The sequence below is a fragment of the Streptomyces sp. PA03-5A genome (assembly GCF_033792725.1).
GTDB lineage: Bacteria > Actinomycetota > Actinomycetes > Streptomycetales > Streptomycetaceae > Actinacidiphila.
Genome location: NZ_JARAVL010000045.1, coordinates 18,557 through 31,584, shown reverse-complemented (window position 1 = coordinate 31,584; position 13,028 = coordinate 18,557). Strand labels below are relative to the sequence as shown.

Genomic DNA, 13,028 nt, shown 5'->3' with positions numbered 1-13,028 from the left:
CGGACCTGGGTCCAAGACAACGCGCATACCGCCAGCGTGCCACCCGGGGCGGTTCCCCGCGCGGGGTGCTGCTCCGGGTCAGTGACCGGCGCACGCGCAGGGGAACCACCGATTCCGCCGTCAATGTCCGCGCAGGGCCCTACTGTGCGCCTCGTGGACATTCACTGGAACGCCGGCCTCAGCACCGCGGCAGCCATCTGCAGCGCCATCACCGCCGCTTTTGCCTGACTTGCCGCGCGGCGTGTGAACAAAAGCGCGACGACGGTTGCCGTATCGAGCGCGACCGCTGGCATGCCGACGTGCCCCCAGCTCGACGTGACCCTGGAAGATGCGGGCGGCGACCGCGCAAAACTCAAGGTAGGTGGCCGTCGCAGCAGCCCACCTGGTGCCGGATGTGTCGGTGGCGGCGTACTTGGGATCGTCGGTGCGGGGGTTCTTCTTGCTGCCTCTCCAGGTGCAGCGCTGCCGGCTGTCGTCACCGGGGAAGAGGTCGGGGTTGTGATCGCTGATTCGACTGCTGCGGGACGGCGACCGGTGAGCTCCCCGACGGCGAGGACTTCCTTCGCGCCGAAGGCGGGGCTGACGCCGGAGGGGGTGAGCCCGGCGGCTTGGCCGAGGGTTTCCCGCGTGTGCGGGCGCGGGGTGACGTAGACCCGGCCGCAGGCGGATCCGTCCTGTGTGACCCGGCCCGCGCGGAATCCGCGCTCCGGCAGGATAGGTGCATGCATCTCGATGTCCTGCGCATCCGTGACGACTTCCCCGCGCTGAGGGAAAAGGTGGCCCACTTCGACGGGCCGGGTGGCTCACAGGTGCCCCGCCAGGTCGCCGAGGCGATGGCCGCGGCGATGTGCTCGGGCATCTCCAACCGGGGCGCGGTGACAGCTGCCGAGCGCCGTGCCGAGCACGTCGTGAAGGAGGCGCGGCGGGCCATGGCGGACCTTCTCGGCTGCGAGCCGCGCGGTGTCGTCTTCACCCGGTCGGCGACGCAGGCGGCGTACGACGTCTCCCGTACCCTGGCGCGGCAGTGGACAGCCGGTGACGAGGTGGTCGTCACCCGTCTGGACCACGATGCCAACATCCGGCCGTGGATCCAGGCCGCGGAATCCGCCGGTGCGGCGGTGCGGTGGGCCGCGTTCGATCCCCGGAGTGGTGAGTTGAGCGTCGACGCCATTCGGGAACAGCTGTCCGGCCGGACCAGGCTGGTGGCGGTCACCGGGGCGTCGAACGTGCTGGGCACACGCCCCGACATAGCGGCGATCGCCGCGGCCGTCCACGAGGTCGGAGCCCTGCTGTACGTGGACGGGGTGCACCTGACGCCGCACGCGCCGGTCGACCTGGCCACCCTGGGTGCCGACTTCTTCTCGTGTTCGCCCTACAAGTTCTTCGGCCCCCACCATGGTGTCGTGGTTGCGGATCCGGGACTGTGGGAGGAATTGCGACCGGACAAGCTGCTGCCTTCCACCGACGACGTGCCGGAACGCTTCGAGCTGGGCACCCTGCCGTACGAGATGCTCGCCGGCACCACCGCGGCCGTGGACTACATCGCCGCACTTGTGTCCTCCGCGGGCGACCGGCGCAGCCGGGTACTGGAGGCGATGCGAGCGGTCGAGGCATACGAGGAGAACCAGCTGGGGCGGCTGCTGGAGGGGCTGTCGGGCATCGACAGGGTGCGGCTGTACGGCGTGCCGGCACGCCGTACGCCGACGGTGTTCTTCTCCGTGGAGGGAGTGCCCGGCCGGGAGGTCTACGAGCGGCTGGCGCGGCGCGGTGTGAACGCCCCCGCGGGCAACTTCTACGCGCTGGAGGCATCGAGGCTGCTGGGGCTCGGTGACACCGGTGCGGTGCGTGCCGGGCTCGCCCCGTACGTCGACGGCGAGGACGTGCAGCGGCTGATCGACGGTGTCGCGGAGGTGGCCGAGTGAACCGCGGAGCGCTGGTCACGGGCGCGTCCCGGGGCACTGGCCGGGCCGTCGTCGCGGCGTTCGCGCGGGCCGGCGACCAGGCCGCGGTGCACGGCAACAGGTCTGCACGGGAGGCCGAGCAGGTGGCTGCGTCCGACATGACCCGCTCGGTCATCGACGGCCCGGACGGAGCGAACGCGGCGGCCCCCTTCTGTACGCCTCGGACAGGTGCGCCCTGACGGCGGCGCGTGGTACAGGTCGCCGGGCTAGACTCGCGCCCCGGACGCGGGAAGGAGCGGACACGTGAGCGCAGCACCCATACGGTTCGGCATCGTGGGCAGTGGCTGGCGGGCCGAGTTCTTCGCCCGGCTGGCGAGGGCGCTGCCCGAGCGGCTGGCGGTGGCCGGCGTGGTGACGCGCTCGGCCGATCGAGCCGCCCAGGTGGAGGCGGAGTGGGGGGTGCCCGCCTTCCGGACGGTTGATGAACTGTGCGGCAGTGAACCGGAGTTCGTGATCCCGTCGGTGCCGTGGGAGGTTTCGCCCCAGGTCGTACGGGAACTCGTCGAGCACGAGGTCCCGGTCCTCGCGGAGACACCGCCGGCGCCCGATGTGCGCGGGCTTCGGGAGTTGTGGGATGCCGTGGGAGGCGCGACGCGTGCTGGGGGCGGAGGACTCGTCCAGGTCGCGGAGCAGTACACACTGATGCCCGGCCACGCCGCTCGTATCGCCCTCGTACGGGAAGGGGTGATCGGCGAGGTCACGTCCGTCCAGGTGTCCTCGACCCACATGTATCACGCGATGTCGTTGATCCGGCACACCCTGGGTGTCGGTTGCGGGCCTGTGACGGCGACGGCCCGGGCCTTCACCGCCCCGCTCGCCGATCCGCTGTCCCCCGGCGGCTGGTCGGACGACCTCACGCCCAAGGACGCCGTCACCACTCTCGCTCTCCTGGACTTCGGCGGGGCCCGCACGGGCCTGTACGACTTCACGGACAACCAGTGGTGGAATCCGCTGCGTGCCCGCCGGATCGTGGTGCGCGGCTCGCTCGGCGAGATCGTGGACGACACGGTGGTGCGGATGGCCGATCCGCGCACGCCGGTGGAGTCCCCGCTGGTACGTCGTCGCACCGGCACCGACCTCAACCTCGAAGGGGCGGAGGTGCACCACATCTCGTTCGACGGGCGGGTTGTGTGGCGCAACGGCTATCTGGGCGCGAGCCTGTCCGAGGACGACCTCGCCGTGGTGGACCTGCTGTGCCGTACGGGCGCATGGGTCCGGGACGCCGGCCCGGAACCGTATCCCCTGGCCGAGGGCTGCCAGGACCATCTGCTGGCGTTGGCCATCGAGGAGTCGGCGCTGACGGGGGCGCCGGTGACGACCGCGGCGGAGGCGTGGGCGGCCCGCTGATCCCGCCGGCCGCGCGGCCTTCTTCGTGCCCGCCCGCGGCGCTCCAGCGTCCACACGCCAAGGGCTCCCGGTCGGCAACGCCTGGGGCCGGGACGACGTCCCGGCCCCAGGCGTTGCCGACTGCTGCTGCTGGTCGCGGTGGGTCAGTGCTGGCCGTGGCCGCCGTCACTACGGCGGCGTTGGAGCGTGAACTTCTCGAAGACCGACAGCTCACCTGTGGGCGTGATGATGTTGTAGTAGGTGACGTGGATGCGGGTCATGTCACCGGGGTGACGGCCCGGGTCGACGGCGAACTCGGCGAAGCCGTACGGATGCTCCGCGTCGCGGACGCCGATCCAGACCGCCGTCTCCTTCTCCTTGACCGAGTTGTACTTGCCGACGTGCTCCATCTGGACGTATGCCGAGTGATGGCCATGACCGTCGGCGTCGTCCGTGGTGAAGCTGTTGTTGGTGATGCCGGCCACGCCGCCACCGCCGAGTACCATGTGCGTCGTGCCGTGCGCACTGTCGATCACGTCGAGTGCGGTCTGACTCGGGTTGGGCGTCAGGGTGACGCTGCCGGGGACGACGCCACGCACCGCCAACGAGCGCTCGTAGTCGTGCTCGTGGCCACAGACCACCAGGTCGACGCCGTACTTGTCGAACAGCGGGCCGTACGCCGCGCGCAGCGCGACATCGGGGCCGTTCGCGGCGGTCGCCGAGCTGATCATCACCTGGTGCATGCAGACCACGATCCAGTCGATGTCCTTCGAAGCCCGTGCCGACTTGAGCTCCTTCTCCAGCCAGGCGAGCTGCCGACCGCCGGAGTAGCCCTTGATGTAGATGTCACCGCCCTCCTGCAGGGCGATGTCGTCGTTCTGCAGGGCGATCACCTTCACGCCGCCGACCGTGAAGGAGTACCAGAGGTTGTCGAGCTCGGGCTGGGTCTCGGTCGAGGGCAGCTCGAAGTAGGTCTGGTACGCGTCGAGACCGAGCTTGCCGTTGGCCAGCTCGATCTCATGGTTGCCCGCGCACGGCATCCACGGACGGAATCGCGCCGAGCGGCTGTTGTTGGTGAGGAAGTCGCGCCAGACGCGAATGCGGTCGGGCCCGGTGTTGGCGTAGCAGAGGTCACCGTTGAGGAGGTGGAACAGCGGGCCGACCTTCTCGACGCCGGTGACGATGTCGGCAGCGGCGGGCGTGGCGTTGGGCTCGAAGTCCCGGCCCGAGGCGTCGGCCGGGTTCGCTCCGGTCTTCCACGTCACACTGGGCGCACCCTGGTCGCCGAAGCTGGTGAAGGTGAACGGAGCTCGGCCGGACGGCGCCGTGTGGAAGGTGCCGGCGTCGGGGGTGGCGCCGTCGTGCTGGGCCGCGTACAGGTAGTCGGTGTCGGCCTTGAGCTTGCTGAGCAGCGCGTGATGGACCCAGACGGTCCGCCCGGAGGTGCCGTCCACGTAGGTCTTCGTCCTCGCGTGCACTGTGGAGCCGAAGCCGCCACTCAGCGTGCCGTAAACGACCCGGGGGTTCTTGACGGCCGCGTCGGTGACCCACGAGACGACCATCTGGCTGCGTGGGTCGGCGCCGAAGGTCAGGTGCAGGCCCTGGACGGGGGTGGTGGCCGAGCCGGTGGTGAGACCGGTGACCTCCGACTTCGCCGGGACCGCCTCGGCGGTTCCGGCGCCGAGGACCAGTGGACCGGCGGCTGCACCGGACACCGTCGCGCCGAACAAGCCGAGCGCGTTGCGGCGGGAGATTCTGGTTTGCTTGGGTTCTTTCGACATTCCGGGGGCCTTTCGCGTCGTCGGCTGCAGTCGCACACCGACCGGACAGCAGCGCTCCGAACCTGACAGCGGGCTGCGGCAGGTCAGCGGTGCGCGCACTCTCGGACGCTAGGAAGCACGGTCGACCGGAGCGGTGGGACAGGTATGAACGGCAGATGGCGGTCACCGCAACGGACGGTTGTTCCCGGCGGTTGGGGTGTGCGGGCGCGCTCCTGTGCCGTTTGGAGCCTGCGCCTGGATGGCGGTTGGCGGGGCCACCGGCATCACGGAGGCTGGGGGCACGCCAAGAATGTGTGGAAACTCGGGCGAGGTGAATACAGGGCAATCAGAAGCGGGCGATGGTGGAGATAAGCTGGTCCGGTCGGCGGTACCGTCGGCCGATGGAGCCTGATGTGTCGAATGAGTGCCCGCTTCATGGTGCTGGGGTGAGCGCGCAGAGCTTGGTGGGTCGTCGGCTCGCGGAGGTCGTCGGCTCGTGGCACCTGTACGGCCGTGATGCCCCCACGGGCCCGCTGGAGGTGTGGCTGATCGATGACCTGGGTGCCGCCATGCACCTCCCGACCGCAGCGGATTGGTGTCTGATCGTTGAGGCGTCCGCAGGGCCCGGCCGTGGAGCCGTCCGCTCGAGGACAGGGCACTGCTGGTCGCCACCTACTGGCGAACGAACCTGACCATGCGCCAGCTCGGCCCGCTGTTCGGGGTGTCCACCTCGGCAGCGGACCGCATCATCGACCTCCTCGGGCCGATGCTCGCGCTCCACTCGCGCGAACGGTTCGCCAAGGGGAGGCCGTGCTCATCGTGGACGGCACCCTCGTGCCCACTCGCGATCACACCGTGGCCGAGCGGTCGAAGAACTGCCGGTACTCCATGAACCACCGGGTTGTGATCGACGCCGACACCCGCATGGTCGTGGTCGTCGGCCAGCCGCTTGCCGGCGACCGCAACGACTGCAAGGTGTGGGAAGTCCTCGGCGTCCCGAGCCGACTGCCGCTGGAACCGATACGTCAATGCCACTCCGAGCAGCGTTCCCCCGACAGGGATCGCAGCTGACAAAGCCTGGTCCATGCTTCAGGACCATGCCGGGCCCCGGCCTGCCAGAGCACCGACACCCGTCTTCGGCCGCTTCCTTCACCACCCGCGGCGCAAGATGTCCGGGGGCATCCTCGAGCCCGACCGCCGCTCACCACAGGCGGGCTCCGGAGGCGAGCGGCCCGCTGCCACTGCTCTGAAGACGGAGGCGCTCGTCATGAAGCCGCACGGTCCACGAGCTCGGCCGCGAGCTCGGGGTCGGGCTTGGGGATGGTGCCGAAGTCCTCATCGGGCTGCGCCTCAAGGCGCTGGACGGCCTTGGTGATCGAGTGCGACAGCGGCAGGGACGAGGCGGGCCGGCACGCACGGTGAACGACATCGACGGTGACCACCTGGGGCACCATCGCCGTCCGGGACGGCGACGGTCCCCACAGCCAATGCGTCAGTGCCCGATCGGTCGTCGCCTGCGACCACGCGGCGTGCGCCAGAGGGTCCTGACCCAGGTTCCGCAGCAGAAGAGCTTGCTTGCGCCAGTGCTGCGCGTCGCGTAGTTCGCTGTGCTGCAGATGGTGCAGGAACAGGCAGTGGGCCGCGGTGGGGGAGTCGGCGCCGGCGGCGAACTGCCACCAGAACTGCGCCGCCTCGTGCCGGTCGGCCAGGTACAGCAGGCACGCGAACGCGAGGGCGCCGGTGGGTTCGATGGTGGCCCGGTCGTCGACGAGCAATGCCATGGCCGCGATCGCCTGCGGGTCCCGGACCACCTGGGAGGACAGCAGGCCCAGTTCGGTGGCGGCCTGCTCGTGCAGAGCGGCCGGCAGGCCGTCCCGTGCGTCGGCCTGGCGGGTGTATGCGCCGGATGCGGTGCGGATCCACCGGGCGCGGCTTTCCATCGACTCGGCCCTGTGCCACACCACCCGCCGCGCGATGCGGTCCAGAGCCGCTCGCTCATCGAAGTCGGCGTACTCATCGGCCAGGACCTCCGCGCCGGCCAGCACCTGGTCGATGCGATCGGTGCGCTTGTTCCCCCGGTTCATCAATCCTCCTCGTTCATCTCTTCAGCGGCCCAGTCGATCCCCAGATCCCGGGCCAGCCGTCGGCGGGCACCGCGCACGTGGCTGCGGACCGTTCCGTACGTGATGCCCATCAGCTCGGCCACCTGCCGCATCGGGTAACCGAGCACGAACCGCAGCACGATCACGTCGTACTGGCGCTCCGGCAACCGGGCGATCGCCGTGTACAGCCCGAGGCTGGACTCCAGCACGGCGAAGGTCCTACGGCTCCTGCGCCGGATCTGCTCGAACGCGGCGGTCTCCACCAAGGCGGGGGCACGGCCTTGTATCTCCAGGCGCCGGGCGACCTCTTCCTTCAGCGCCGCCCAGGCATAGCTGTCCACGTTCGGCTGCTTCAGCACGTGCGGCCACATCGTGGCCAGCTGAACGAACACGTCCTCAACGACCTGCTCGGCTGCGGGCCGGCTGTCCAGCTGCAGGTGGGCGTACCGCAGGTAGGCCTTGTGGTGCAGGCAGTAGAAAGCGGTGAAGGTGTCCGGCAGCACCGCGGTCAGATCGTCGCGCACGGCCTGATCGGCCCACGGATCCGGTTGCTGGCGGCTCATCAGTCGCGCTCCAGCGGCTGAACGTCGGTGCCTTCGTTCGGGGCAGCCGCCTCGCCGCGCCGGTGCTGCGCGGCCAGTTGGGCGGCGCCGACCCGCACGCCGGCGCTGAGCATGCGCGTTCCCAGGGCGCGGATGTCTCCCGCGAAGACCCGGAGCGCCACCGCTCCGGTCACCACGTGAGCAGCCATATCGAGATCCACTGGCTGGAGTCCTTTCGTCGGCCGATGCAGCCCCCGCCCGGCACCGAGCGCTTTTGCCTTGCTCCTAGCCAAGCGAACGAGACCCGCAAGTGTGCACGCCGAACGCCACCAATTTCACCGAGCGTGCGCACGCTGTCACGCGCGCGCCCCCCTTGCGCGCTTCGCGCTCCGTAGTGCCTCCCCTGCGACCTCAACGCCCTTCCGTGTTACTTGAGCGCGGGTTCTTCGGCGCGGCGGTAGGTGTGGGCGCCGAAGTAGTCGCGCTGGGCCTGGATGAACGCTGCGGGGAGCCGGGGTATGCGCAGGGTGTCGTGCGGGTGCGGGTGCGGGTGCGGGTGTGCGGGTGCGGGGGCGCCGCCGTCGGCGGCGTGGGCCACGACCAGGCGCCAGGGGAGTTGGGCGTCGCCGACTTCCCTGGCGGTGTAGGAGATGACCTTGGATGCGTACAGGGCCTGTTCGCCCTGGTCGGTGAAGCGGGCGGCGTCGCGTGCGCCGAGGACGGTCGGCGCCGGGCCGGGCAGGGTGGCGCCGGTGGCGCGCAGTGTGGAGTGTCCGGACAAGGAGCGGCCGAAGACGGCCTCGGCGATGCCAGGCAGAAGGTGGGTCAGCTGGGTGGGTGTGCGGTGGTGTGGCGAGGGACGAGGGTGGGGGAGAACGTGATCTGGGCGGTGGGGCGGGCCAGCCCCGCGGCGGGCCCGTCGAGGTCATCCGCCCCGGCGACCGCGTCCTGTGCGAGGCCGACGAGGAACACTGGCACGGCGCAGCGCCGAAGCGGCTGGTGGTCCACCTGGCCATCAACGAGAGCGACACCGAGCACGACGTCGTGCACTGGCTGACTCCGGTCGCCGATCAGGAATACGCCGCCGCGCACGCCACCGACTGACGCGGGTCCTGAACCGACCCTCCCCACAGTCTGAAGAATCGAACAGTTCCTGGCTTCGGGCGACACGGGCCCCTGCCGAGAGTTCAGCAGGGGCCACGCTGTGGCGAACTGCATGCCGGCCGACCTCAGCTACCGTCTGTTGCCGGTCTGACGGCTCGGCCTCACTTCAGATGCCGGGTGAAGAACTGGGCCGCGGCGTCTCCCGCGAACTGCGGGACGCCGGTGTGCCCGCCCATGTTGGCCTGCAAGGACTTCTCCTTGGAACTGAAGGCGTCGAACAGGTCCAGGGCTGCCTGCCGGTCGTTCCCCTCGTCGTCCCACTGCAGGAGGACGTGCAGCGGAATGGTGACCTGGCGGGCCTCCTCGAACATGGCGCGAGGCACGAAACTCCCGGCGAAGAGACCGGCGGCCACGATGCGCGGCTCGACCACCGCCAGCCGGATGCCGATGGAGATGACTCCCCCCGAGTACCCGACCGGACCGCCGATCTCGGGCAGCGACAGGAGGGCGTCCAGGGCGGCCTGCCATTCCGGGACCGCCTTGTCGACCAGCGGGAGGATGAGGGCGTCGACGATCTCGTCGCTGACCCGCTCGCCGGCCTCCATCGCCCGGCGCAGGTCGGCGCGGGCCTGCTCGGCGGCGGGCCAACGGGGCCGGTCACCGCTCCCGGGGAGCTCGATGGTGGCCGTCGCGAAGCCCTCCGCCGCGGAGTGCCGGGCCCGGTCCACCAGACGGGGGTACATCTTGCGCAGCCCAAGGGGAGGGTGGCCGAGCAGGATCAGCGGCACCGGTGCGGATGCGGATGCGGGTGTCCACAGGATGCCGGGGATCTCGCCGAGGGTGAATTCGCGTTCGAGGACGCCGTCGTCGAGGCGCTGCTCGGAAGTGAAATGCATGGTCGTGCCTTTCGGGAGTGCGCTGGAACGGCGCTCCCGGACGACCTGCTCTACCGTCCGACCGTGACCCCGGAGGGGAGCACCCATGTCGATACTGCGTTCACGGGTACCACCTCCTCGATCTCTCGCACGGCCTCCGGAAATGTAGCAGTGGGCTCCTCGTCCGCCTAACGGTTTTTTGCGGAGTCTCCACACGGTCCTGCTGCCGTACCATCCGAGGCTCACGGCAACGGCGCGGGCGGCGACGACGAGGACGAGCCGCGCGGGTCAGCGGGTCAGGAACGGGATCATCTGCCGGCCGTACCGAATGTCGTGGGCCGCGCCCGACAGGCGGCCTCGCCGAGGCTGGTCAGGCGCTACGGCAGCCCTGAGACGGTCAGGGGAAGGGAAGTTGCCGCCGTCGCCCACGTCGATGTGAGCAGCCCCGCCTTCCGGCGCAGAGGGAGATCGTATACATCGCAGTTGCCCACGGCCGAGGTGGACCGGCCGGGAAGGCCTGCGTGGGGGAGCGGCCACTAGGTCGTGTCGTCAAATGAGCGCCGGCCGCCCGAAGGGCGGGCCCAGCGGCGTCTGGTGCGGTGCATCGCAAGGCGGAGAGTCGTCCTCGTAGTGGGCTACTCGGTCGATTCGACAACGCAGCGTGGGGGCACCCCCGGCCGAAGGCTGGGGGAGTGCCGTGCCAGGCGCCGCGGGGCAGGCGGGCATTTGACGACACGGCCTAGGTCACACGTCCGGTGGGTTCGGCCGGTTCGGCCCGCAGGGCGAGCAGTCCGGGAGGTGCCGCGGCGGCGACAGAGCCACGGGCGCCGGTGATCCACGATCCGGTCGGCATGAGCGCTCCTGTCAGGGATGACGATGGTGCCCGGAACCGCTGACTGGGTGGCGAAGCGTCACGAGCGTGCGGCAGAGCGTCACCCCTGTCAAGGTGCTATCCAACATTTGGGCGGATTCAATTCGCGTATGACGGCGATCTTTTGACGGTTTGCCCAAAAGATTTTGATGACTCCGTCCAAAGCTCTGGACACCACTGGGGACCCCGATTAGCGTTCCAGCCGATCGACGCGATGTTGCGTCGACGTAACGCCAGTGCGGCCTTGCAACCCACCCCGCATGCCGGGGCCGTATGTGACGCGTCCTCACCGCCGACGAGAAGCCGAGCTCCCGCCCGCCGCACGTAGCGGGTTTCCGTCGTAACAGTTGTCCCGCACTCCGCAGCACCCCGCCGTGGCGGGGGTTCCCGGCCGCGGCATGTCGCCGTGGCCGTAACAGCAGCAGAAGGGAAGCTCCATGAAGATCCGTTACTACCTTGTTGCAGCTTCGTTGGTGGCCTCGGGAGGGCTGGTCACGATTGCGGCGCCCGCGCAGGCGGCGCTGACGACCACCTGTGTGGGAGAAGGCGGAGCCGTCACCGTGAGCGGCGCCCTCGTGGTGCCGGCGGGCGCGTCGTGCACGCTGACCGGTACGAAGGTCAAGGGCACGGTGACGATCGAGGCCGGCGCCGACCTCGTGGCGAAGGGCGTCACCTTCAGCAGCACCGTCGCCGTCGGGGACAACGCCTACCTGGACATCACCGACAGCAGCGTCAAGGGCGCGGTGACCGAGCAGGGGGCCTTCGGCGTACATGTGCAGAACACCACGGCCAGTGGCGGCATCTCGGCCGTCGAAGGATTCCTGTACAGCGTCGACGCCACGGTCAAGGGAGACATAAGAGCCTCCTCAGGCGAGCTGTACATCTCCGGCACCACCGTCTCCGGCGCCGTCTCCGGCGACGCGAACCTCTACACCGACGTGTACGACAGCATGGTCTCCAAGACGCTCACCGTGAGCGCCAACACGCTCGGCGGTGTCCTGTGCGCCAGCGAAGTCCAGGGCGACACGGCGTACCAGAACAACTCCGACACCCTCCAGCTCGGCGGCGACGGCCCGCTCAGTTCCTGCGCGCAGGCCACCTACCTCGGCGGCGACCTCGCGGTCACCGGCAACAACGCGAACGCCGTCCTGGACAACACCATCGTCCGCGGCAAGCTCACCGCCACGGACAACAGCCCCGCCCTCCAGGTGGGCGAACTGGCCCGCGTGCGCGGCGGCATCGCCGCGACGACCACCGCCCCCTCGGCGTCGCTCGCCCGGGCCGCCAAGGCGGCCCCGCAGGATCGCGGTGCTGACCTCGCCGCGAAGGTGGCGGCGCGTACCGCGCAGGCGGAGGCCGAAGCGGCTGCCGAGGGCACCGGTCTGTGATCGCAGCCCGTCCACGGGCGAAGAGCGCTTCGCGCCGTCAGCACCACACACCTCACACCCCACTCTTCTTTGCCCCACCCATCAAGGAGTGACCGTGGGCCACCTGGACAAATCCTTCGACCGCAGAGACTTCCTGCGGGCCACCGCCGCCAGCACCGTGGCGGTCGCCGCCGCCTCGATCGTCGGCGCCGCGACGGCGCCGTCCGCCTCCGCCGCGACCAGCATCCTGTCCATCCCGAAGGACCGCATCTCCCTGCAGCTCTACAGCGTCCGCGACAAGGTCAGCTCGCTCGGCTTCCGGGTCGTCCTGGAGGAGATGGCACGCATCGGGTACAAGGAGGTCGAGTTCGCGGGCTACACGCAGAACACCTCGATCCTCGGCCGGCAGATCACGCTCCAGGAGATCCGCCAACTGCTGGACGACAACGGCCTGAAGGCGATCGGCAGCCACGTCGGCATCGGGGACTTCCGCTCCAACCTCCAGGGCCAGCTCGACGCGGCGGAGATCCTGGGCATGCCGCACGTCGGCACCGCCAACGCACCGTCGAACTCCAACACGGTCGCCGGCTACCTCGCCGCCGCGGAGGAGTTCAACGCCTGGGGGCAGGCCGCGGCCGCCCGCGGTCTGAAGCTCTACCAGCACAACCACGCCGGAGAGTTCGCCTTCGCCTCCGACCAGCCGTCGGTCCGGCTGTACGACGTCTTCCTGCGCAACACCGACCCGCGCTACGTCTACCTGGAGCTGGACGTGTACTGGGCGTACGTGGGCCAGCACCGCTGGCCGGGCTTCGACCCCGCTGCCTACGTGCGCAACCAGCCCTACCGGTACCCGCTGTTCCACATGAAGGACGGCGCCGCCAGCTCGGGGGCGGACGGCTACTCCATCGTCGAGTTCGGCGCCGGCGTCCTGCCGTACCAGCAGTTCATCCGGGACATCGGGGCCCGCGGCAGCCACGTCGGCATCTGGGAGCAGGACACCGCGCCCAACACCCAGCCCAACCCGCCGGGTTCGTTCGGCGCCGCGCAGCGCAGCTTCACGGCCCTGAAGGGGCTGCTGGCCTGATCGCAGGCACTCCACTGGGCACAGCCCGCCGTTTGC

At 69.9% G+C, this 13,028-nt stretch carries 12 protein-coding genes and 1 pseudogene; 6 read left to right on the top strand and 7 right to left on the bottom strand.

The features are described 5' to 3' along the window. Nucleotides 1-161 precede the first annotated feature (161 nt). Nucleotides 162-293 (bottom strand): hypothetical protein, encoded by a 132-nt coding sequence (locus PV410_RS38215; protein WP_500330858.1) that lies wholly within the window; start codon nt 291-293, stop codon nt 162-164. A 429-nt stretch (nt 294-722) separates the two neighbouring features. On the opposite strand from PV410_RS38215, the gene PV410_RS38210 reads away from it, so the two are divergent. Then, the gene (locus PV410_RS38210; RefSeq protein WP_500330857.1) at nt 723-1,922 is read left to right on the top strand and encodes a cysteine desulfurase-like protein; all 1,200 of its coding nucleotides are present in this window, start codon (nt 723-725) and stop codon (nt 1,920-1,922) included. A 282-nt stretch (nt 1,923-2,204) separates the two neighbouring features. Further along, nucleotides 2,205-3,308, top strand: a complete 1,104-nt coding sequence (locus PV410_RS38205) for a Gfo/Idh/MocA family protein (protein ID WP_500330855.1) — start codon at nt 2,205-2,207, stop codon at nt 3,306-3,308. Between the two features lie 143 nt (nt 3,309-3,451). On the opposite strand, the gene PV410_RS38200 is transcribed toward PV410_RS38205, so the two are convergent. Next, nucleotides 3,452-5,068: a purple acid phosphatase family protein gene (locus PV410_RS38200; RefSeq protein WP_500330853.1), complete on the bottom strand. Its 1,617-nt coding sequence runs from the start codon at nt 5,066-5,068 to the stop codon at nt 3,452-3,454. A gap of 592 nt (nt 5,069-5,660) precedes the next feature. Here PV410_RS38200 and PV410_RS38195 point away from each other — a divergent pair. After that, a pseudogene (locus PV410_RS38195) lies at nt 5,661-6,040 on the top strand (transposase family protein); the annotation flags it as partial. Nucleotides 6,041-6,312: 272 nt separating this feature from the next. Here PV410_RS38195 and PV410_RS38190 read toward each other — a convergent pair. The 4 genes from PV410_RS38190 to PV410_RS38175 form a co-directional block, all read right to left on the bottom strand. Then, complete coding sequence (locus PV410_RS38190) at nt 6,313-7,131, bottom strand: hypothetical protein (protein WP_500330852.1); 819 nt, start codon at nt 7,129-7,131, stop codon at nt 6,313-6,315. Then, on the bottom strand, nt 7,131-7,712 hold the full coding sequence (locus PV410_RS38185) for an RNA polymerase sigma factor (protein WP_500330850.1): 582 nt from the start codon (nt 7,710-7,712) through the stop codon (nt 7,131-7,133). Before PV410_RS38185 ends, PV410_RS38190 begins: the two co-directional genes overlap by 1 nt. Next, entirely contained in the window at nt 7,712-7,900 is a 189-nt protein-coding gene (locus PV410_RS38180) for a hypothetical protein (RefSeq protein ID WP_500330848.1), read from the bottom strand. Before PV410_RS38180 ends, PV410_RS38185 begins: the two co-directional genes overlap by 1 nt. Nucleotides 7,901-8,118: 218 nt before the next feature. After that, the gene (locus PV410_RS38175; protein ID WP_500330846.1) at nt 8,119-8,472 is read right to left on the bottom strand and encodes a hypothetical protein; all 354 of its coding nucleotides are present in this window, start codon (nt 8,470-8,472) and stop codon (nt 8,119-8,121) included. Nucleotides 8,473-8,540: 68 nt separating this feature from the next. Here PV410_RS38175 and PV410_RS38170 point away from each other — a divergent pair, with 68 nt between their 5' ends. Further along, complete coding sequence (locus tag PV410_RS38170; protein ID WP_500330845.1) at nt 8,541-8,795, top strand: cupin domain-containing protein; 255 nt, start codon at nt 8,541-8,543, stop codon at nt 8,793-8,795. A gap of 161 nt (nt 8,796-8,956) precedes the next feature. On the opposite strand, the gene PV410_RS38165 is transcribed toward PV410_RS38170, so the two are convergent. After that, a complete protein-coding gene (locus PV410_RS38165; protein WP_499516426.1) occupies nt 8,957-9,691 on the bottom strand; it encodes an alpha/beta hydrolase in 735 nt (244 codons plus the stop codon). 1,287 nt (nt 9,692-10,978) lie between these two features. On the opposite strand from PV410_RS38165, the gene PV410_RS38160 reads away from it, so the two are divergent. Together PV410_RS38160 and PV410_RS38155 are read left to right on the top strand one after the other, a co-directional pair. Beyond that, on the top strand, nt 10,979-11,929 hold the full coding sequence (locus PV410_RS38160; protein WP_500330843.1) for a hypothetical protein: 951 nt from the start codon (nt 10,979-10,981) through the stop codon (nt 11,927-11,929). 94 nt (nt 11,930-12,023) lie between these two features. After that, on the top strand, nt 12,024-12,992 hold the full coding sequence (locus PV410_RS38155; protein ID WP_500330841.1) for a sugar phosphate isomerase/epimerase family protein: 969 nt from the start codon (nt 12,024-12,026) through the stop codon (nt 12,990-12,992). Nucleotides 12,993-13,028 lie beyond the last annotated feature (36 nt).

Bases quoted from the DNA above. Each gene is read 5' to 3' on its own strand.
- PV410_RS38215 (WP_500330858.1), bottom strand. From the start codon at position 293: ATGCCAGCGGTCGCGCTCGATACGGCAACCGTCGTCGCGCTTTTGTTC.
- PV410_RS38210 (WP_500330857.1), top strand. From the start codon at position 723: ATGCATCTCGATGTCCTGCGCATCCGTGACGACTTCCCCGCGCTGAGG.
- PV410_RS38200 (WP_500330853.1), bottom strand. From the start codon at position 5,068: ATGTCGAAAGAACCCAAGCAAACCAGAATCTCCCGCCGCAACGCGCTC.
- PV410_RS38190 (WP_500330852.1), bottom strand. From the start codon at position 7,131: ATGAACCGGGGGAACAAGCGCACCGATCGCATCGACCAGGTGCTGGCC.
- PV410_RS38185 (WP_500330850.1), bottom strand. From the start codon at position 7,712: ATGAGCCGCCAGCAACCGGATCCGTGGGCCGATCAGGCCGTGCGCGAC.
- PV410_RS38180 (WP_500330848.1), bottom strand. From the start codon at position 7,900: ATGGCTGCTCACGTGGTGACCGGAGCGGTGGCGCTCCGGGTCTTCGCG.
- PV410_RS38165 (WP_499516426.1), bottom strand. From the start codon at position 9,691: ATGCATTTCACTTCCGAGCAGCGCCTCGACGACGGCGTCCTCGAACGC.
- PV410_RS38160 (WP_500330843.1), top strand. From the start codon at position 10,979: ATGAAGATCCGTTACTACCTTGTTGCAGCTTCGTTGGTGGCCTCGGGA.